This is a genomic window from Tissierella praeacuta, from assembly GCF_040396155.1.
GTDB lineage: Bacteria > Bacillota > Clostridia > Tissierellales > Tissierellaceae > Tissierella > Tissierella praeacuta_A.
The window spans coordinates 97,037-118,578 of record NZ_JBEBOY010000009.1; the positions used below are offsets into that span (position 1 = coordinate 97,037).

At 30.5% G+C, this 21,542-nt stretch carries 20 protein-coding genes, 1 tRNA gene and 1 other RNA gene; 17 read left to right on the top strand and 5 right to left on the bottom strand.

Annotated elements, in window-relative coordinates; translation table 11 throughout:
• Positions 1 to 292 precede the first annotated feature (292 nt).
• From ABWP20_RS06735 to ABWP20_RS06765, 7 genes are all read left to right on the top strand, one after another.
• Positions 293 to 562, top strand: coding sequence for a CD3324 family protein (locus ABWP20_RS06735; RefSeq protein WP_353094989.1), 270 nt, complete (start codon positions 293 to 295; stop codon positions 560 to 562).
• A gap of 262 nt (positions 563 to 824) precedes the next feature.
• Positions 825 to 2,846: a sigma-54 interaction domain-containing protein gene (locus ABWP20_RS06740; protein ID WP_353094991.1), complete on the top strand. Its 2,022-nt coding sequence runs from the start codon at positions 825 to 827 to the stop codon at positions 2,844 to 2,846.
• Positions 2,847 to 3,045: 199 nt separating this feature from the next.
• Complete coding sequence (locus tag ABWP20_RS06745) at positions 3,046 to 3,618, top strand: M15 family metallopeptidase (protein ID WP_353094993.1); 573 nt, start codon at positions 3,046 to 3,048, stop codon at positions 3,616 to 3,618.
• A 268-nt stretch (positions 3,619 to 3,886) separates the two neighbouring features.
• On the top strand, positions 3,887 to 4,585 hold the full coding sequence (cuyB, locus tag ABWP20_RS06750) for a cysteate racemase (protein ID WP_353094995.1): 699 nt from the start codon (positions 3,887 to 3,889) through the stop codon (positions 4,583 to 4,585).
• A gap of 100 nt (positions 4,586 to 4,685) precedes the next feature.
• Complete coding sequence (locus ABWP20_RS06755; RefSeq protein ID WP_353094997.1) at positions 4,686 to 6,089, top strand: APC family permease; 1,404 nt, start codon at positions 4,686 to 4,688, stop codon at positions 6,087 to 6,089.
• The gene (locus ABWP20_RS06760; protein WP_353094999.1) at positions 6,076 to 7,713 is read left to right on the top strand and encodes an amidohydrolase; all 1,638 of its coding nucleotides are present in this window, start codon (positions 6,076 to 6,078) and stop codon (positions 7,711 to 7,713) included. The genes ABWP20_RS06755 and ABWP20_RS06760 overlap by 14 nt, the downstream gene beginning before the upstream one ends.
• Positions 7,700 to 8,875 carry a hypothetical protein gene (locus ABWP20_RS06765; RefSeq protein ID WP_353095001.1) on the top strand — a complete coding sequence of 392 codons (1,176 nt, stop codon included), beginning with the start codon at positions 7,700 to 7,702 and terminating at the stop codon, positions 8,873 to 8,875. Before ABWP20_RS06760 ends, ABWP20_RS06765 begins: the two co-directional genes overlap by 14 nt.
• A gap of 133 nt (positions 8,876 to 9,008) precedes the next feature.
• Here the strand turns inward: ABWP20_RS06765 and ABWP20_RS06770 are convergent, their stop codons facing one another.
• From ABWP20_RS06770 to ABWP20_RS06780, 3 genes are read right to left on the bottom strand one after another with little or no spacing between them, the layout of a single operon-like run.
• A complete protein-coding gene (locus ABWP20_RS06770; RefSeq protein ID WP_353095003.1) occupies positions 9,009 to 10,589 on the bottom strand; it encodes an ABC1 kinase family protein in 1,581 nt (526 codons plus the stop codon).
• Positions 10,590 to 10,634: 45 nt separating this feature from the next.
• Positions 10,635 to 10,922, bottom strand: a complete 288-nt coding sequence (locus ABWP20_RS06775; RefSeq protein ID WP_353095005.1) for a phasin family protein — start codon at positions 10,920 to 10,922, stop codon at positions 10,635 to 10,637.
• Between the two features lie 55 nt (positions 10,923 to 10,977).
• Complete coding sequence (locus ABWP20_RS06780; RefSeq protein ID WP_353095007.1) at positions 10,978 to 11,424, bottom strand: YaaR family protein; 447 nt, start codon at positions 11,422 to 11,424, stop codon at positions 10,978 to 10,980.
• Between the two features lie 240 nt (positions 11,425 to 11,664).
• Between ABWP20_RS06780 and ABWP20_RS06785 the strand changes: the two genes are divergently transcribed.
• Genes ABWP20_RS06785 through ABWP20_RS06800 form a run of 4 tightly spaced genes read left to right on the top strand, consistent with a single transcriptional unit; the run spans position 11,665 to position 15,538 of the window.
• Positions 11,665 to 14,010: a DUF6240 domain-containing protein gene (locus ABWP20_RS06785; protein WP_353095009.1), complete on the top strand. Its 2,346-nt coding sequence runs from the start codon at positions 11,665 to 11,667 to the stop codon at positions 14,008 to 14,010.
• 8 nt (positions 14,011 to 14,018) lie between these two features.
• Positions 14,019 to 14,222, top strand: coding sequence for a hypothetical protein (locus ABWP20_RS06790; protein WP_353095011.1), 204 nt, complete (start codon positions 14,019 to 14,021; stop codon positions 14,220 to 14,222).
• Positions 14,209 to 15,087, top strand: a complete 879-nt coding sequence (locus ABWP20_RS06795; protein WP_353095013.1) for a flagellin N-terminal helical domain-containing protein — start codon at positions 14,209 to 14,211, stop codon at positions 15,085 to 15,087. The genes ABWP20_RS06790 and ABWP20_RS06795 overlap by 14 nt, the downstream gene beginning before the upstream one ends.
• Positions 15,088 to 15,100: 13 nt before the next feature.
• Positions 15,101 to 15,538, top strand: coding sequence for a flagellar export chaperone FliS (locus ABWP20_RS06800; protein WP_353095015.1), 438 nt, complete (start codon positions 15,101 to 15,103; stop codon positions 15,536 to 15,538).
• 83 nt (positions 15,539 to 15,621) lie between these two features.
• On the opposite strand, the gene ffs is transcribed toward ABWP20_RS06800, so the two are convergent.
• Positions 15,622 to 15,888: signal recognition particle sRNA large type (ffs, locus tag ABWP20_RS06805), an RNA gene on the bottom strand.
• 13 nt (positions 15,889 to 15,901) lie between these two features.
• Positions 15,902 to 15,992, bottom strand: a tRNA-Ser gene (locus ABWP20_RS06810).
• 142 nt (positions 15,993 to 16,134) lie between these two features.
• On the opposite strand from ABWP20_RS06810, the gene dnaX reads away from it, so the two are divergent.
• The 6 genes from dnaX (at position 16,135) to ABWP20_RS06840 (ending at position 20,848) form a co-directional block, all read left to right on the top strand.
• Positions 16,135 to 17,784 carry a DNA polymerase III subunit gamma/tau gene (gene dnaX, locus ABWP20_RS06815; RefSeq protein ID WP_353095017.1) on the top strand — a complete coding sequence of 550 codons (1,650 nt, stop codon included), beginning with the start codon at positions 16,135 to 16,137 and terminating at the stop codon, positions 17,782 to 17,784.
• A gap of 16 nt (positions 17,785 to 17,800) precedes the next feature.
• On the top strand, positions 17,801 to 18,139 hold the full coding sequence (locus ABWP20_RS06820) for a YbaB/EbfC family nucleoid-associated protein (protein ID WP_353095019.1): 339 nt from the start codon (positions 17,801 to 17,803) through the stop codon (positions 18,137 to 18,139).
• An 18-nt stretch (positions 18,140 to 18,157) separates the two neighbouring features.
• Entirely contained in the window at positions 18,158 to 18,757 is a 600-nt protein-coding gene (recR, locus tag ABWP20_RS06825; RefSeq protein ID WP_353095021.1) for a recombination mediator RecR, read from the top strand.
• A 355-nt stretch (positions 18,758 to 19,112) separates the two neighbouring features.
• Positions 19,113 to 19,343, top strand: coding sequence for a hypothetical protein (locus tag ABWP20_RS06830; protein WP_353095023.1), 231 nt, complete (start codon positions 19,113 to 19,115; stop codon positions 19,341 to 19,343).
• Between the two features lie 161 nt (positions 19,344 to 19,504).
• The gene (locus ABWP20_RS06835) at positions 19,505 to 19,807 is read left to right on the top strand and encodes a stalk domain-containing protein (protein ID WP_353095025.1); all 303 of its coding nucleotides are present in this window, start codon (positions 19,505 to 19,507) and stop codon (positions 19,805 to 19,807) included.
• 360 nt (positions 19,808 to 20,167) lie between these two features.
• The gene (locus ABWP20_RS06840; protein WP_353095033.1) at positions 20,168 to 20,848 is read left to right on the top strand and encodes a stalk domain-containing protein; all 681 of its coding nucleotides are present in this window, start codon (positions 20,168 to 20,170) and stop codon (positions 20,846 to 20,848) included.
• The last annotated feature ends 694 nt before the right edge of the window (positions 20,849 to 21,542 follow it).

A 21,542-nucleotide genomic window follows, 5' to 3' on the forward strand; every position in this document is an offset into this window, starting at 1 on the left:
AAAATTATAGATTGTTTTTAAATACAAGGGTAAAAATTATTATAATTGTTTTTTCTATATTGTTTTAATAAAAATAATGGTAAGATTAAGGTATCTATTAGATATTAAAAATAAAATATGATAATAGGAAAATGGAAGATATTGATTATATTGTTTTTAAGGATAAAATATAAATATATTTTCTAGGAAATAAATAATTTCAAAACAAATATATTAAGGGAGGTGGGTATTATGAATAAATGCCAAATCTGCATTTGTGAATTTAATACTTTTTTACAGGAGGTACTGATATTTGAGTTACAAAAATGCAGCAGAAATACTGCCACCTTATTTATTGAAAGAGGTTCAAAAACATATTGACGGAGGATTAGTATATATCCCTAAAGCAAGCAGTAGAGTTGGTTGGGGGTGTCTAACAGGCTCTAAAGAGGCTATTGAAAAGAGGAATAGAGAAATTATTAAATTGTTTCAAAATGGTATTTCCATTAGTGAGATATCAGAAGAATATTATTTAAGCCAAGAAACCGTCAGAAAAATAGTATATGGTAAAAAACTATTATAATTATTCTCTCTATATCATTTTTATATAATAAATGAGAGAATATAATTAACCGGTTAGTATAGAAGAAGGGAGATGGTATTGTGAAAATAGTAGAGGTGTTTTCAGTCTAAACCTTTAAGAACAGGCTAGGTCATAGGATGCGACTTAGCCTGTTTTATTTTTTGATTATATAAATTTTTATTGTTTTGTTATATAATATTGGCAAACTATGATTAGTTATTAACTATTTATCACTATTATCATATAGAAAGTAGGTAAATAAATGAAAAAGATTATAATGATTACTCCAGGAAAAACAACTTCTATTAATTTGGCTATTCAGCTTGAAAATATTTTTGGCGAATACACAGAAGTTCAATCTTATTGCTTGGAAGATGAATTAGATTTTGATCCTACAAATGCATTAGTTGTTTTATCATCTCCTAATACTATAGATAAAAGAATACAGGATCTAATAGATAATGGCTTAGAGTATATTATAGCCCAGAGAGTAATAAATCACAGATATATATCCGAATTATTGAATTTGCCTAAGGGAACAGAGGTTTTGTTAGTTAATGACAGAGAAGAATCCAGTTATGTAGCAATGGTTCAGCTACAAGCTTTAGGAGTTAATTATATAAAATACTATCCTTATTATCCAGGTATAGCTTCTTATCCTGAATTAGATATATCAGTTACAGTAGGAGAACCTCATCTTGTTCCTTTCGGTGTAAAGAAAGTAATCAATATAGGAACAAGACAAATAGATATTGTAACAGTAGTAGATATAGCTAATAAACTAGGATTGATGAAGGCTCTAGGTGATAGACTTTCTTCCCAATATATAAACGATATAATAAATTTGTTAAATAGAATAAATGATACAGCTAAGGATATGAGAGTTATTAGCAGAAGATTAGAAACAGTTGCCAATTGCTTAGGAAAGGCAATTATATACATAGATAAATTTGGAGACGTTATAGTTAGTAATCAAGAAATGGGAAATATATTAAAATGTTCTTTTGAAGAAATCATTGGAAAAAATATTAAAGATATATTACCTCAAATATTAAAAATAGATGGTCATGATGAAGTAGATATTATTAGAATCCACAATAAGGAGTTATTTGTTACATCAAATGTTATAAAAGGAAAAGGCAGCGAGGATGGAATTATATATACCTTTGAAAAAAGTGAAGAGATTGAAAAGAATGAGCATGAAATACGAAGAAGGACTTCAGAAAATGCCATTAGAACAAAATATTATACATTTGAGGATATTGTTTATAAAAGCAGTAATATGAAGGATTTAATAGATAAGGTCAAATCCTTTGCACCAACAGATTCTACTATTTTAATACAAGGGGAAAGTGGTACTGGAAAAGAATTATTTGCACAATCCATTCACTCAGATTCCCATAGAGCATCAGGCCCATTTGTACCAGTGAATTTTGCCTCTATGTCGAGTAGTTTAATAGAGAGTGAACTATTTGGATATGAAGAAGGCTCTTTTACAGGTGCAATGAAAGGTGGTAAAAGAGGACTTTTTGAAGAAGCCCATGGAGGAACTATTTTTCTTGATGAAATAGGTGATGCTTCCTTGGATTTTCAATGCAGGTTATTAAGGGTTATACAAGAAAGACAAGTTAGAAGGGTTGGAGGATTAAAAGAGATACCTATAAATGTTAGGATAATTGCTGCAACTAATAAGGATTTAGCATCTGAAGTTAAGGAAGGTAAATTTAGAGCGGATTTATATTATAGATTAAATGTCTTGCCAGTTCGAATGTTAAGTTTAAGAGAGAGAAAAGCAGATATATTGGTATTGGCAAATTTCTTTTTAGAAAAATATAGCAATAATAGAATTACTGATATAGAAAAAGTATTAGAAAAAGACGCTATTAATTTATTACATGAATATGATTGGCCTGGTAATATTAGACAATTGGAAAATGCCATGGAGTACATCGCTAATGTGGCTAGGAGAGATAGAAAACTATGTATAAAAGAACTTCCTGAATATATTACAGATAGATGCGAGAAGGTGGAAAGTTCCATATTAACAGATATTTTAGGAGTAAATACAATATGGATGCTTAAAAAGATAATGGAGGCTAATGGATTAGGAAGAAGATACTTAGCCGAATTAGCAAAGGAAGAGGATATAGATTTAACAGAGGGAAAAATTAGAAGTTTATTAAATAGTGTTGAGGCCCTTGGCTTAGTTGAATCTAATACAGGAAGAAAAGGAACGGTTTTAACAGAAAAGGGATATAAGCTTATGTCTTCAATTAACGACTAGATAAATTTCATATATTTCAAAATAAGAATAAATTTAAATAGAAACAGGATACATAATGGGATGATATTTGACCCTAAGCCATATTTAATATTTATAAATCCTTATAATTCAAAGTGTTTATATAATGGCATATAACTTGCATGTGATTATGCAATAAAATTAGCTAAAATCATTCTTTGAATAAGGGAGAGGAATAACAATGGATAATAGGGAAGGAACTTTGGTTAGATTATTGGATTTAGATGATGAGTTTGTTATTGATTTAAAATATGCAACATCTAATAATTTTACACAAAAAAAGATTTATAATAGTGATGAATGTTATATAAATAAAGATACAGCTGAATTATTGATTAAGGCAAAAGAAATATTTAAGCGGGATGGATATAAAGTAAAAGTTTGGGATGTTTATAGACCCATAAGTGCTCAAAGATTAATGTATGAAATCATTCCAGACAATAATTTAGTTGCTACTCCTCCAGATATGAGTAAGCCAATAGACTTTGAATATAGTCATATGAATGGTATGAGTGTAGATATAACATTATTAGATTTAGATGGAAATGAAATTGAAATGCCTACGGAATTCGATGATTTTACTGAAATGGCAAATTTAAAATGCCCAAGGATACCGATGGAAGCTAGAAGAAATGCTGAGTATTTGAAAGAAGTAATGGAAAGTGTTGGATTTGAGGGTTATGATTATGAATGGTGGCATTTCAATGATATAACAAATGAGCCTACACCATATTTAGATATTCAATTTGAATAAGTTAAACTTTAGAAGTCTAGAGTATAGGGTTATGAAAGAATTAACCCAGTATTCTAGACTTTATTTATTATGGGAGATTTTAATATTATTGGGAAAGGCATTATTTATAAAATAGCAACAAATTTATGGGATAAAGGGTTATTAAATAGGATAAAATATTTCCCTAAAATCAAGATGGTATTTACTTATATTTGAAAATCAAGATATTTATCCATTGGCATATAACTTGCATATGTAAGAAGTAGCTTATTATATAGAGGTGGTTAAAATGATTTTAGGAATAATGGGGGGAATGGGGCCTGCTGCTACCTGTGACTTATTTAAAAAAATTATTGATCTTACCCCAGCAACTAGAGATCAAGAACATTTGCATATTATTATCGATAGTAATGTAGAAATCCCTGATAGAACTGCTTATATTTCTGGAATAGGGGAAAATCCTGCTATGGAAATGATAAGATCTGTTTTGAAGCTGGAAATGATGGGAGCAGATTATATAGCAATACCATGTAATACGGCTCATTATTTTTATAATGAGATTATTAAATATACTAAGATAAAGGTATTGAATATGATATATGAAACTGCAGATTATTTAAAAAAGAATTTTATTCATAGGGACTATTTGCTTCTTGCAACAAAAGGAACTTATAAATCTGGGATTTATGAGAGCATATTTTCAGACTTTAATTTAAATATTATAGAACCTGATAATGATGACCAGCAGATTATTATGAATTGGATATATAATGTAAAATCTTCGAAGTTTGATATAAGCACTATGGAGGTTGCAAACCTTATAAATAAATATACTAAAAATAAAGATATACCTATAATTCTAGGGTGTACTGAATTACCTATTCTGGCGGAAAGAATAGGGATGCCACAAAGATATATTGACCCAGTTTCCATACTGGCTAAACGTTGTATAGAAATTGGTAAATCTAGTTTATCTATGTCATCTTAGTTGCATCTATATATAGAAGAAACTAAGGGGAATTATGTAGTATTTATGCAAATTTATATTATATAGATTGCTATAAAATAACATAATAGGAGGAAAACACATGGCGAAAAAACAGATGTTCAATGAGGTGGAAACCAGTAATTCTGAATTTAAACAGGAAATTGGGGTTTTTGGCGGTGTAAGTATTATTGGCGGTATTATGATTGGATCGGGTATTTTCTATTTAGGATCCTACGTTATGCAGCGAACGGGTATGAGTATGGGACTATCATTATTATGTTGGATAATAGGTGGTTTAATCTCATTGCTTGGAGGTTTATGTTTTGCTGAATTAGGAGCATCTCGTCCTGTAGCAGGTGGAATGGTAGTTTATTTAAATGAGGCTTATCATCCTGTAGTTGGATTTATGTATGGTTTTGGAAGTTGGCTTATTAGTGGTGCAGGTTCTATTTCAGCCGTTGCTATTGCACTTCCCACTGCATTAAAGGCATTTTTCAATCTTAATGATATTGCTATTAAAGGTATAGCAATTGGATTAATAGTTGCACTTACTATTTATAATTATTTTGGCGTTAAGAAAGGTTCTGCTTTACAAAATATTTCAATGGTTGCCAAATTAATACCTATAATTTTGATTATGGGGGGAGCTTTAATTTTCGGTAAACATACTCCTGATCTTAGCCTTATGCCAGCTGATGGAAGTGAAGTTACCTTTAGTAGCATAATAGGAATGATCGCCTTTGCTACAGTAGCTACATTATGGGCATATGAAGGTTGGACGAATTTAAACACTGTAGCAGAAGAAATGAAAAACCCTAAGAGAAATTTACCTTTTTCTTTGATTATTGCCATTGGAGGAATTACGGTTTTATATACTTTATTTAATTACTCTATTTACAAAGTTTTACCACATGATAAAATAGTTTCAATGATTAATAGTGGAGATTTTTATCTTGGTACTGAAGTTGCTAAGACTATCTTTGGTAATGTTGGAGGAATTATTGTTATTTTAGGTATGGTTATTTCTATGTTTGGTTCACTTAATGGAATGATTTTGACATTTTCTAGAACATATTATGCAATGGCTGAAGAAGGACATTTTTTCAAAAGCTATAAAAAATTGCATCCTAAGTATAAGGTTCCTACTGCATCTTTAGTTGGGCAATGTATTATTTCGGTTATTTTAGTTTTATCTAGAAGTCTTGACCAGCTTACATCAATGGTAGTTTTTATAGGTATGTTTTTTAATGTTTTATGTATTGCAGCTGTATTTATTTATAGAAGGAGATTTCCATCTTTAGATAGACCGTATAAGATATGGGGCTATCCAATTACAGTAATAATAACTGTTTTAATATTTACAGGATTGATGATTAATACATTTATTGAAGATCCAGTGACAGCATTAATTGGTTTTGTTGTTCCAGTTTTAGGAGCTTTAGTTTATATATACTTTGATAAGAAGAATAAAGAGGAGGCAAGAAAAGGCAATGATACTATTTAAAAATGGTAATATACAAACTATGGATTCTACATTACCTCAAGGGAAGGCAATGGTTGTAGAAGGAAACAAATTTGTATATGTAGGAACAGAAGATGGTGCTCGTGAATACTTAAATAAACATGGGCAGGCAGATAAAGAGATTGACTTAGAAGGACGTTTAGTAATTCCGGGATTAAATGATTCTCATATGCATTTTATACACCTTGCTAAGAGTCTTAGAAGTGTAGATTTAGTAGGAACTAAAAGTATAGATGAAGTTAAGAATCGTATAAAACATGCAATGGACAATAGAGATAAAGAAGATACCACCTGGCTTGAAGGAGAAGGATGGAATCATGATTATTTTGAAGATGAAAAAAGATTTCCTAATAAGTTTGATTTAGATGGAATAACAGGTGATGTGCCTACTATTATTATGCGTGCGTGTTTTCATATAGGAGTACTGAACACTGCTGCTATGAATGAAATTGGATTAAATAAAGAAACTGCAAAGGAATATGGAAATTTAGTAGAACTATTACCGAATGGAGAACCCAATGGGGTCATAAAGGAAAGTCTTTTAGAAAAAGTTAAGGCTATGATATCTAAGTTAACTTTAGATATTACCAAGGAAATCATCGTTGCTGCTCAGGATAAACTGTTTGAGGCAGGTATAACTTCTGTACAAACAGATGATATTGGATATATGCCTAATAGAGATTATGATTTGTTTTTCCAAGCACTTGATGAACTGGAAAAAGAGGAAAAATTGAAGGTTCGTATAGGAGAGCAATGTTTGTTTGAAGACAGACTGTCCCTTGAGGAGTTTTTTAAAAAAGGTTATGGTGAAGGTTGGGGACGTGATAAGTATAAGATAACATCTATAAAACTATTAAGTGATGGTTCCCTAGGAGCACGTACTGCAGCATTGAGAAATCCATATGCAGACGACTCTTCAACTAAAGGAATAGCTTTATTTAAGCAAGAGGATTTAGATGAATTAGTTATGATTTCCCATGACAACAACTGTCCAGTAGCTATACATGCCATAGGAGATGGGGCTATTGAGATGTCATTAAATGCTATAGAAAAAGCTCAAAAGAAAAATCCAAACAATGATTTACGTCATGGAATTGTCCATTGTCAAATTACAGATGAAGGGCTTTTGAATTGTTTTAGAGAATTAAATGTAACAGCCTTCATTCAACCTATTTTCATTGATTATGATATGAATATTATTGTAGATAGAGTAGGTAATGATTTAGCTGAGACTTCTTATGCATGGAAAACTATGAAGGAAAAGGGAATTCACATGCCATTTGGAACAGATTGTCCAGTAGAGTCTTTTAACCCTATGGCGAATATATATACAGCTGTAACACGAAAGAATATTACTGGAAATAGCAAAAATGTTTATTTGCCTAATGAAAAATTGAGTATGAGCGAAGCGATTTATGCTTACACTGTGGAAGGGGCATATGCTTCTGGTGAGGAAAAGATTAAGGGTACTATAACTAAGGATAAATTTGCAGATTTTGTTGTAATGGATAGAGATTTGTTTAATTTAAGTTGTGAAGAGGATATCCTTGATGCAAAGGTAATGAAAACTTATGTGGATGGAAAATTAGTTCATGAAAGATTATAGGATTTCAATTTCAGACAAAACTAAAGGTCAATTTGCCATTGTAGGACATGTAGGCGTAGGTCATGTTCATAGTCATAGTTCCTTTGTTCAAGATGATTCTGGAGGATTTGCAGTAGTGGCTTCCTTAATGAAGGAAGCATTAGATGTAGATACAACTATAAAATATGTAAAGGGAGATCCGCTAAAAGGCGATATAGTGGTAAAGACCAATGGAGGAGGAATTGGAAGGACATTTTGTCGACGAGGTATAACTCCAATTGAATCAGAATTAATGAATAGAGCTATTGGTGAGGACGGGATATATACTCAAAGAACAGCAATAAATGTATTTGGACGTATATATGGTCAAGGCGTTATGGAAGTTCCTGTTGCATTGCAAGGTGCCATAGCATTAGCAGTTCTAGATTCTTTTCATAGAAAAAATCCTAATAAGGTTTATATAACTTCACAGAAATATCTTGGAAGAATTGATAAAATGGCAGGAATGATTGTTGGTATTAATGGAATTTCCGTTTCTGTTTTATTGAATATCAATGGATCTGAAGGTGGAGTGGGACCTGATGAAGATAATGAGGGGAATACTGCTATTGGAGAAAAAGGAGAGCTGATGAAGGCAATTGGAATTGACAGCATACCTACTGTAATTGCAGAAAGTAAAGCATATATTCCAAATATGTCTAATAAAATTACTGATAATACTTTTTTATTTCGTGCTCAGGAGGGGATTGATAATTTACTTCTAGCTGAGACATTAGCTGAAGTTGCAGGGAAAGCTGAAATTCCTTATATAACTTCTATAGATTCTCTTCCTCAAAAGAAAGGACAATTATTTGAAGCTACAGCAGACTTTGCAAATAAGATTATCAAATTAGGAGAGGAATTGAAAGATGTAGATACATCTAAGGATAAGGTAGCAATAGTTGCAGATATGGCTAAGTTAATTAGTGAAGATGCTGGAGGAGTTACTTTTATGTCCAATAGTTTACATGAAGTAGTTAGATCTCCTGGGATTGTACCAGGTACTGCTGCAGTCATATCATTGTTAGTGCCTGTTGATTATATAGAGTATTGGAAAATACCTATGTTGACTTCAGATGATATTCGTAGCTATAGAAGAATAATCCTTGGGGCTATGGATGAAATCTGTCATAAATCTTTATAATTTAATTATAACAAATTATTGAATGACTATTTTTTCAATTAATAAAATCCCTTATGATAATTTCTTATCGTAAGGGATTTTATTTGGATAATATCAACAAAAATTTTATTTAGAATAAAATTTTTAATCAAAATTACAATTTGCCTGACTTAAATATTGATATTAAAAGTAAAAATCCAGCTAATCCTGCACCTAAATAACCTATAATTCCTATGGCAGAAACACCATAAATATTCAAGCCTACGTTGGCATTTATAACTAATGAAGAACTAATTAATAACCCAGCAACAATAACAGAGAAGATAATTCTATTTACCATTTTATTAACTTCATTAAAGTTCTTATCTATATTTTTAAAATCTAAATTTAACTTAAGCCTACCCTCTAAACCTCTGTCAATAATTTGTGAGATTTTTAAAGGTAAATCTAAGGAAGCTTTTCCAGCAGATATAATCTTGTTTCCTAATAAGGCTAAGTCATAATCTTTTAATTTATCTTCTACTATTCTGTTTTTAAAATAAGGAAGGGCAATATCCATAACATTTAAATCCTTATCCATCTTTGCTAGGACTCCTTGGAGAGTTAGCATGCCTTTTGCTAGCAAAGTAATATCCTTAGGCATTACTATATTATTTTTTTTACAAATAATAATAATTTCTTCTAAAATCTTAGCTAAATCATAGTTATATATGGATTCATTTATATAGGTATCGTAAATTAAGTTTATATCTTGATATAGTCTGTTTATATCAACATCACCTTTTCTAATACCAATGCTTAAAACAGAACTAGTCATTAAATCCACATTATCAGTGGCAATACCTTCTAGAAATAAGTTGAATTTTTTCTTAATGCCTTGGTCTAGACTTCCCATTAGACCAAAGTCAATAAATCCAATTTTGTTATTGTGAATTAAGAGATTTCCCGGATGTGGATCTGCATGAAAAAACCCATCTTCAAAGATTTGTTTAAAATAATTGTAAATAAGTTTTTGTGCAATCTCTTTAATATCATAGCCTTCAGTCAAAAGAGTAGAAGTATCATCTATTTTTATACCGCTAATAAATTCCATTACCAATATATGAGAAGTGCAGTATCTTTCATAAACAGCAATATTTTTAATATATTTAATATCCTTGTTATTTGAATTAAATTTTTTAATGTTTTCTTTTTCGACTAAAAAGTCTAATTCTCTTTCTGTGGCAGTCTTGATTTCTTCAATGACAGATTTAACATCTAATACTTCATTCTTTGTTGTAAATTTAATAAAAGGAGCTAGTTTATTTAGAATAGCTATATCAGCTAAGATTTTTTCCCTTACAAATGGACGCTGAACCTTTAGAACCACTTCTTCTCCTGTTTTTAATCTAGCCAAATAAACCTCAGCTAAGGAAGCGGAGGCTAAAGGAGTGGTTTCAAAGTCTACGAAGACATCTGAAATAGGGCCGCCTAAATTTGTTTCAATAATTTTTTGCATAACATGGAAACTTTCTGGTTTTACATCGTCTTGAAGTTTCTCTAACTCTAATATGTATTCTTTAGATAATAAATCAGGTCTTGTAGATAATATTTGTCCAATTTTAATAAAGGTTGGTCCCAGATCTTCTAGAAACAATCTTAGTTCATTAGGCTTTCCAATTCCATTCTTGAAACCATGTTTAATTGCAACAGAAACAATTTCTTTAAATCTTGATCGAGTATAGTTTTTTTCCATATTGAAAAATACCTTGAAAAAATCAAGGTATTCATTCCCCCCAAACTAACGGTTTTTTTCTAAATCGCTAATTCTTGATTCTAAATTAGCTATATCTTCTTTAGTAGCTAGATTTAGTTCTTTTAATATTTCCTTTAAGTCTGATTTATTATTTGCAGTAGTAGTTTCTTTATTATTCATAACTCTTTTTAATTCTTCATTTAATTCTTTACCTTGATCCATGGTGATTTTTCCTTTTTCCACCATGTTTCCTACTATTTCATTAGCTTTTTCATATGTTACAGCTAATGTACCAATACCAGCTAAAAAAACTTTCTTTAACATATCTTCCATAGTAATCCCTCCTACTATCAAACAATATACCCATGTTTATATAAAATATTCAGATTTATGTCATAATATCCAAAAGTATTCCTTGAATATCATTTAATCTTTTTAATATATTAATTCTTTTATTTTCTAAATCTAAAAACTCCTGAGTTAGTTCATCTAACTCTTGGTCTACTTTTTTTACCAATGAATAAACTCTATGGCGTCCTCGTCTATCAAGGGAGTTTTCTTTGAAAAACACATGGGAATTATTTACAGTTACGTTTAAGAATTCCCTAACTAATTTTTTATATTGAATTAAATCATCTATAAATAATTTATTAGATAATTTATCAGATTGAGTTTCGATTTTATCATATAAAGATTTTAATTCAGTTCTAATTTGATCTTGCTCTAATTCATTTAATTTTAATTTAAAAGTATCCTTTATAGTCTTTCTATCTACAGCTCGTGAAATTTCAATAGGTGAAATACTATCCATGCCAAGTTTATTGATTTTATTCACAATGTCACCCCCTATATCATTCATTATATAATATCGGCAGAAATATTAAAATGGATAATAAGTCCCTCAAGAAAATTGAATAAATTGACGATAGATAAAGTGAGAATATTGATTATAGTCAATGAAAAATAAAATTTGACTATAGATAATAGGAAATACTAATGCCTATTTTATATATCTTAGATATATTTATTATCTTTGATAAAATTAAGGAACCAGTATTTATGAAAGGAAAATTCAATGGAAATTTTGAAAATAAATAATAAAGAAAATTTAATAAATAGCTATGGAATAACCCCTACTCTCCCTTATGATGTGGAAGGAGTACTTGTGGAGAAAAATGGCAAGGATATAAAGATTGAAAAAACCATAGATAATAAAACAGTAGAATATTCTCTGAGATTAAGAGAGGAAATACAAGCAAATTTAGGAGACAATATAATAGTTGAGAAAGAAGACATAGTTTCTGCTAAATTAGAAGAGAAAGAAGAAGTAGAAAAAGAAGAAGAGGATGTAAGGAAAGTAGCAGATATAATAAGCGAACTGGGATTGGAATATACAGAAGAGAATATTAGAATGGTAGAGTTTTTAATTAATAGTGGTATACCAATTTCAAAGGGAAATGTAGCTTCCTATATAAAATCAAGAGAATATCTAAATAAAATAATTGAAGGTATAGATACTAATTCTTTTGTGAAGCTTGTAGATAGAGGAGTAGATTTAGAAGGAGATAACCTTCAAAAAATAGCTCAAGCATTGGAAGATATAAACAATGAAAAAATTCCTTTTTCTTTGAGAAGATTTCTAAAACTTGAAAGAGATCTTACTTATAAAGAAGCCGAAGAAATATCAAAAGAAATTTATGGTCAGAAGATGGGAAAGGATGTATACGATACAATAATAGCTTTACATAAAGAAAAATTGCCTATTACAAGGGAAAATATAGATAAGACCATAGAAGTAATATCCAAACTTCATAATTTAAAAGAGTTGAAAGATGATGTTTATATCAAGGTATTAAATGAGGAAATATCATTCAATATAGATAATTTATATAAATTAAATAACTATTATACTATAAACTCCATAGAAAATAATATGGAAGCTAAAAGCTTTGAAGGCTTTACTATAGAGAAAGAAACAACTATAGATGGCTTAAAAGAAATATTAAATAACTTAAACTTAGATGATAATATGGAAAACATCAATATCTTAAGGGAATTTATAGTAAATGATATGGTAATGGACGAAGAAAAACATAGTAAAATAATTGCTATGAAAGAAGCTGTAAGAGAATTAATAGATTTATTAGGACATGAAGAAGTAGCAAAACTAAATAAGAAGGAAATAAATCCATTAGAGGAACCTATAAATCAATTGGTAGAGGAATTAAAGAAAGAAAAAGATATTAAAAAAATAGACAAGCCTTTAAATGAAGATGAAATTCAAGAGATAAAAGAGAATCTAGAAATTTTAGGAAAAATTAAAGATAAAGATCTCCTAATGTTAATAAAAAATGGAGAAGATTTCACATTAAAGGCTATAAAGGAAATTGTAGATACAAATATAGATAAAGAGCTAAGTCTTGAGCATAAGACCTTGGATAAAACCATTTATATATCTAATATATTAAACAAATTAGATGAAAACATAAGTACAAATACAATATCTCTTGCACTTAATAGAGATAAAGATATAACCCTAAATAACCTATATATGGCTGGAAAGGAAATAACTACAGGTGAAGAAAGTTCTGAGCCAGTCGATAGAGTGAATGAGGGGCTAATATTTGAAGAATATCTTAGGGCAAGAAATAATTTAACAATTAATATGGTAAAAGAAAGTATAAAAGATGGTCATACTTTGGAAAATATGCCGCTTAATGAATTAAATAGTTATATAGAAAAGAAAATAAATAGGTATAAAGAAAACCAAAGAATGACTAAGGAAATAAAAGATATCAAGGGAAATCAGGAGAGAATATTACCAATTATAATTAGAAACCAACTTCCTATGACTTTGAAAGAAATTAAAGATATAAATTCTTTCTTAAATGGGGAAAAGGGGTTAGCTAATACACTAAAGGATATGATAGAACCCAATAACCCACGATATACTGAGAAGTTTAAAGAAGGCATAAAGTTACTTCAAGAGAAAATCTCCACATCTATTAAAGAGGGAGATGCTAATTTTAAAGATAATTATAAGGAGCTGATAAATTCCCTAAATAGTTCCAATGATTCCTTTGATACTAATAAAAGGGAAAAGTCAAAAGAGGATGAATATATAAAGATACAATCTAAAATATCTAAGAAGGATATTATATTTCAGTTACCTGTACAAATCGATAATGAATATAGAAGTTTAAATATTATAGTGCCTGATATGGAAAAAGGTATCGATAAAAATAATATGAAGTTCTTTATAAGCCTAGAAACAGATAATATAGGAACAGTGGATATTGAAATTAATGTAAAAGGAAAAGAAGTCCAAATCAATATAGATGAGGAAAAAAATACTCTAAAAACCAATTTAAGTTTACTTGACAAAGGTCTTAAAAGTCTTGGATATGCTTTGGTCTATTAGGTGATGTGATGAAAAGACTGATATCACGAAAGAGTATTGAAAAGGCATATAAGACAGATACATTAGTTCAAGATATAGAGTTAAATCTAGAATCCACAGAAGAAAAAATTGATAAATTGCCTAAGGAAATGTTTCAAATATTAGGAGAGGTAATATCATTTATAGAAAATACAAATAAATTTGAGGGGGATAAAAACCATGAGAATAAATAATAATATACCAGCGTTAAATACACACAGATTATTAAATGTTAATACTGAAGGTCTGCAAAAATCATTGGAAAGACTTTCTTCAGGAAAAAGAATTAATAGAGCATCGGATGATGCAGCTGGACTTGCTATATCACAAAAAATGGAAGCACAGGTAAGAGGACTAAGACAAGCCTCAAGAAACTCTCTAGATGGAGTATCTTTGATTCAAACGGCAGAAGGTGCTTTAAATGAAGTCCATGAAATGCTTCAAAGAATGAGAGAGCTTAGTGTACAAGGTGCTAATGGAGTGTATGAAGAAGAAGACCTAGGAGCTATAGCTAATGAGATGAGAGAATTGACTGAACAAATTAATATGATAGGAAGAGATACAGAGTTTAATGGTATAAAATTATTAGATGGTTCAAATACATCAGGATTAAGACTTCAAATAGGTGCTAATAAGGAACAATTCATTAATGTAGAGATGAAAGATATTAATGTTAAAGTTGGAAGTGGTTCTGGAGAGTTAAATATTGAAACTGGCATTATTAAAAAAGATGGCAGTGGAGGGTTTACTGTTGTATCAGGAGGAGTAAAGTCATCTGAATTTGAATCAGCCATAACTGTGTATAATAATGCTATAGAAAAAGTATCTTCTATACGTTCCAAGTTAGGTGCAATCCAAAATAGACTTGAGCATACTATAAAGAATGTGGATAATACAGCGGAAAACTTAACAGCAGCTAAATCTAGAATTGAGGATTTAGATATGGCGAAGGAAATGAGCGAGTTTACAAAACTTAATATATTACAACAAGCAGGTACATCAATGCTAAGTCAAGCAAATCAACTGCCACAAACGGTGCTCCAACTACTACAAAGATAGGAGTGACATATAAATGGAAACTATTACTCTAGAAAAAAGGGTAATGTCAACAAATGATTGGGGATTAGTAGCAATGCTCCATGAAGGACTGATGGAAAGATTAAATGAGTCATTAAAAGCCATAGAAGAAAAAGATTATGATAAATTGAGCATACTTATCAACAATTCCCGAGATATATTAACGGAATTGTTAGTAACATTTAGAGAAAAGGATGAGTTATCCACAAACCTTAGATCTCTTTATCTATATACTAATAAGTTAATAACAGAAGGAGATATAAAGAAAGATATTATTTTTTTTGAAAATGCTGTAGATGTAATAAAGCCAATATATATAGGTTTCAAGGGCTTAGAATCAAAAGAAGAACCTAATATAGTATCAGGACTTACTTATGGCAAAGGAAATCTTGAAGATTATAGCACAAAGTCAGGGAAAATTTTCCAAGGTTAGATAATAAATATAATGGGCTGATTCTATGAATCAGCCCACAAAAAAATCTGTGGTATATATACCACAGATTTTACTTTATGTAACCGTGCACCCAGTTTTGGCAGTCCTATTCCAAGCGTTACCCAAACAGTTAACTCAGACCAGGCTTCCCTACGGCACACGAAAAGATTCACTTACCGCTGCTTCCTTCCGGATCTGACGGGGTTCATGAGTTTCCGTTGCGTAGGACCCAATCGTCACTGCCACTTATTCGGGGCAGACCTCACAATAGAGATGTCTAGACTGGGAATTCAATCCTGCTATAGCGGATTGCAGGTTATAGGGCACCGCTACCTCCCCATCTAGCACGGTAAAAATTTCTAATGGCGGAGAGAGAGGGATTCGAACCCTCGAGACGCTTTCACGTCTACCCGCTTTCCAGGCGAGCGCCTTCGACCAACTCAACCATCTCTCCATAGTTTATTGTCTCACAGGATTATATTATAACTAAAATATAGGTATATGTCAACATCTAAAAACAAAGAGTGGATAAAATAGGTGTAATCTTAGGCACAATCTGATATAATATAATATATTATAAAAATGTAGGTGAAAATATGTATCAAGCCTTGTATAGACAATATAGACCAAAGACTTTTGATGAAGTCCTAGGTCAAAAACATATAACAATTACGTTAAAGAACCAAATACAGAAAGAGAATATTGGTCATGCATATTTATTTTCAGGTACTAGGGGAACGGGAAAGACCTCTACAGCAAAAATATTTTCTAGAGCTGTTAATTGTTTAAATCCAAAGGATGGTAATCCGTGTAACGAATGTGAAATCTGTAAGGGAATATTGGATGAGAGTATCATGGATGTTATAGAAATGGATGCAGCTAGTAATAATGGTGTAGATGATATTCGAGATTTAAGGGAAAAGGTAGTATATCCTCCATCTAGAGCAAAATATAAAGTATATATAGTGGATGAGGTACATATGCTATCCAAAGCTGCATTTAATGCATTATTGAAAACACTTGAAGAGCCTCCTAAACATTTGATATTTATCTTAGCAACTACAGAGCCAGAAAAATTGCCACAGACAATTTTATCCAGATGTCAAAGATTTGATTTTAAAAGGGTCACTGTAAAAGACATAATTGAAAATATGAGAAGTATATGTAATAAAGTCGATATAAATGTAGAGGATAAAGTATTAGATTTAATAGCAAGAAATTCCGATGGAGCCATGAGAGATGCTTTAAGTTTATTAGACCAATGTATATCCTTTGGAAGTGGAGAGATTACTTATTCAGATGCTATTAATATTTTAGGAATGGTAAACTTTGATGTTGTATTAAATATTACTAAGGATATAATAGATAAAAATCTAGAAGATGTGCTGCAATCTATAGATGAAGTTATTCAGAATGGTAAGGATATTCATCAGTTTATTAAAGATCTAATAAGTCATTTTAGAAATCTAATGATAATCAAAACATCAAAGGATCCTATTGGATTAATGGATATGGATGAAGAGTCCTTAAGAAAATATTCAAATCAAAGCAAAGATATTAGTATAGATTTTATACTTAAGAGTTTAGATATACTTACAATAGCAGATGAAAAAGCTAAATGGTCAACTCAGCCAAGGATAATTCTTGAAATCGCAGTTATACAGCTAATAAGAATAGAAGATGAACTTTCATTGGCAGAGAGGGTAGAAAGACTTGAGAAGGGTATAATACCAAAAAGAACTCTAAAGGAAGAACCATTAAGACATGAAAATAAGACTCTTGAGAATAAGGTTATTGAAACCAATAAAGAACCAATACAAGTAGAAAAACAACCAATAGAGAAACCAGAAGAAGTACAAATGCAAGAAGATTTTGTAGATGATGGTAAGGAACTAGAATTTACAACAATAGTTAATGAGTGGAAAAATGTGCTTCAAGCAATAAAATCCATAAAAGTTAATGTATTTGCGCTTCTTATGGAAGGAGAACCTATTAGCTATTCGGGTGGTGAGCTTACAATAGGATATGGAGATAATTTTGGAATTCATAGAGCAGCAATTAGCACGCCGACAAATGCGGAAGTTGTAAACCAAGGGGTTTCAGCTTATTTCAAGAAAAAAATAGAGGTAAGGTTTGTAATGATAGGTGATAAGCTTATAGACAAAAAAGAGGGAAACAAAAATAAGGAAAAAGCCATAAAAGAGGTCGTAGACTTCTTTGGAGAAAATATAGTAGAAATAAAATAAGGAAGGAGAATTTAATATGGCAAAACGTGGATTTCCAGGAATGGGTGGAAATATGGGTAATATGATGAAGCAAATGCAGAAGATGCAAAAACAAATGGAGGAAATGCAAGCGCAACTTGAAGAAACAGAAGTGGAAGCAAGCTCTGGTGGTGGTGCTGTTACAGCTAAATCAAATGGAAAGAAAGAAATATTAGCAATTACTATAGATGAAGGAGTAGTAGATCCAGAAGATGTAGAAATGCTACAAGATCTAGTAATGACTGCTGTAAATGAAGCCCTTAGAAAGGCTGATGAAATGATGAGCAAAGAGATGGGGAAATTAACTGGAGGAATGAATATTCCAGGATTGTTCTAATAGAGAGGAAGTAATATAATGGAGCAGTATGCACTACCAATAGCAAATTTAATAGAGCAGCTATCAAAGTTACCAGGCATTGGTAGGAAAACTGCTCAAAGACTTGCGTTTTATATATTAGAAATGGAAGAGTTGGAGGCAGAAAAACTGTCAAAATCCATAACTAATGCAAAGGAAAAGATAAGACTTTGCAGTATATGTTGTAATCTAACAGATGAAGATCCATGTCATATATGTAGAGATACTACAAGGGATAAATCTATAATCTGTGTATTAGAAGGGGCTAAAGATATAATTGCTATGGAAAAGTCTAAGGAATATAAGGGGCAATATCATGTACTTCATGGGGTTATATCTCCCATGGATAATATTGGACCAAATGATATAAGAGTAAAAGAACTTTTAGATAGATTATCTGATGGAGTAGTGAAGGAAATAGTTTTAGCTACCAATCCAACGGTAGAAGGTGAAGCTACAGCCCTATATATATCAAAGCTTATAAAGCCTTTAGGTATAAAGGTAACAAGAATAGCTCATGGAATCCCAGTAGGTGGAGACCTTGAGTACTTTGACGAGGTAACCTTAGCAAAGGCAATGGATAATAGAAGAGAGATATAATAAAAGCAGGAGAAATTGTCACCTCAAAATAAAGTTCTTCAAAAGCAGGAGAAATCTTAGAGTAAAATCCAAGAAACCTCTTGCTTTTTCTATTCCCCTTTTCTTTCTTCTTACCCTTTAATCCATTGAAACCACTACAATTCCCTTCCTTTATTCCTTCTCACCTTAATCCTGCCTTTCCCTTGAAGAACTTTATTTTCAGATTACATAGTTAGAACAGGGAAAAGTAATATTACTTTTTAGGGAGTTAGGGAGATGGAAAGAGGGTTTAAGATGGAGGAATATGGTAAAATAATAGTAATGGGATTTAAGATATTGTTTATATTCAAATATGTTTAGAAAGGATGGATTAATATTGAATATTTTTATAAATGAAGAGGTAAAAAAGAAGTTAAAGGAATATCAGATTAAAGAAGATGAATTTATGAGTGAAGTTATGAAAGAAGTTTTATATGATGAACCAAGCTTGAAACATGAAATTATATTGATATTGGAAATTGATGATAAGAGTTATGGAGCCATTGGTAAAAAATATCGTACAAGTATTACCATTACAAATATATATATGAATCCAATTATTGTATAGTTTTATGGTTTATTTATTAAGTATATTTAACTTACATCATTACTTTCAATATTATTATACAAAATCACTAACAAATCCTTGCAATATTGGAGATATCAAATAGAATATAAGAGGTAATAGAAAATTTGAAATATATGACAAATACAAAGGAGGAAAATCAAATGAGGAAGTATATTAAAAACTTAAGCCTGTTTGCCTTAATCTTAGTAACCATATTAGGATTAAATCAAACAATATATGCCAATAAAATCCTGACTCAATCCCCCAAACAAACTCAGGCAGTAATCACTATTGATGGGAAAGAGGTAAAGTTTAATAATGATATGGGTTATCCATTAATTACAAATACTCAAAGAATTCTAATTCCAGTTAGAATTGTATCTGAGAATATGGGATACAATGTAGATTGGTCTAAAGATACTTGGAGTAAATGTCCTGCTAAAATAAAGTTCTTCAACAAGTAAATAAAGTTCTTCAAAGCTCAGGAGAGTCATGGAATAATTCCAAGAAATCTCCTGTTTTTTTTATTCCCTTTTTCTTTTCCCCCTTCTTTTTCTTTCTCTATATTCCTTGAAAACACAAGCTTATATCAATTCTTCTTCCCTTTATCCCTTCCCCCTTTTTTTCTTATTTCTGCTTTTATCCTTGAAGAACTTTATTTTCATTTTGATATAAAAAATGAACAAAATCGTGAAAAATGATGGAAATTCTTGAAGAACTTTATTTACTGGTGTAAAATGAAATGTAGGAAAATAGAGGGTTTGGAGAGACGGGTTTTGAAGAACTTTATTTTCAGGTTACAGTAAAGGTATTCAAAAGTTTGGATTGATAATGGAAAGACCAAGGTTGAACTTGAAATCGGAAAATCAACAGCTGTAGTAAATGGTAAAGTGGTTCCAATTGATATTCAAGATGATAAGCCAGTGGATACTAAAGCAATACTATTCGGCAGTAGAACCTATGTACCAGTTAGATTTGTATCTGAAGCTTTAGATGCTAAAATAGAATATGAGATGAAAAATGGAATACATTATGTAAATATTAACACTGGGAAAGGAAATGATACAGTGAGTTTTAAAGAACCAGAGATTATAGTAACACAGATGACAGATGCTCCACATGTATCAACTTACTTTAGTATGCGTTTAGGAAATCGTGAAGACTATAAGGACACTGGAATTAATATTAGAACTGAATTGACTAACTATCCAGAATTTGTTAAATACAGGCTATTATCTCCAGATACTCCTGGATATTTTACTGTAGATGCAAATAAATATTATAGTAATTGGGATTACAATAAAATAAAGGGTAATATGGGTAGATTTTATGAATTAGGTAAAATGACTCATGCTAAAAAGGTAGATAACGATGAACCTGTAACTTTACCAAAAGATGGATTCATTCTTAAGTACAAAGTTACTGTTACAGTAGGAAATGAAACTAAGGTATACAATATAGATGTTCCCTTTCAGAATAAGACATTCAATTTGGATAAATATTAAAAATGTAGTCTAAATTTAGCGATAAGTAAATTAAAGGTTATAGATTATAATTTCCACTATTATTTTTGTTTTAATGTATCATTTTTTAAGTTGGAGGTATAATGTTAATGACAAGATTTTTATGGATAACATCCGTAATGAATGTCAAATAATGCTTTACAAATAGCTTTTGTATGATATAATTAAAGTACAAAAGAAAATACCAGTAAGCAAATCAAGTTATCAAAAATTAAAGCCCTCAGAAGTCGCAATTCTGAGGGCTTTGCCATTATCTTTTTTTGAAGATGCTTAAAATCAAGTTTACTATGGACAAGATTTTAAGCACAAAATCGACAATGGACTTAAAAGATGTTTCTTTAAATTTTTGTTTCATTCTTTCCAGTAGGCTCTTCAAGTTATCACCTCCTTCACTTTAGTGAGAAGGCTTAATCAAAGAAACATCTCAATACATTATAACATATAAATATTAGAAAAATATAATACTTAAAATAAAGATGCATATATTATTCGTATCTTTAATTATTAAGTTATTTCTTTGTTGTTTTCTTATCTTCCACATCTTTTCCTAGTTATATCCTTTACTTTTCAAGTATATCATTTATAGACAATGAAAACTAATTGGTCTATTTTTATTAAACAATAGAAGCAATCTGGTAATATGTCAAGAACAAATTTTTAAATAAAAGAAAAGAAT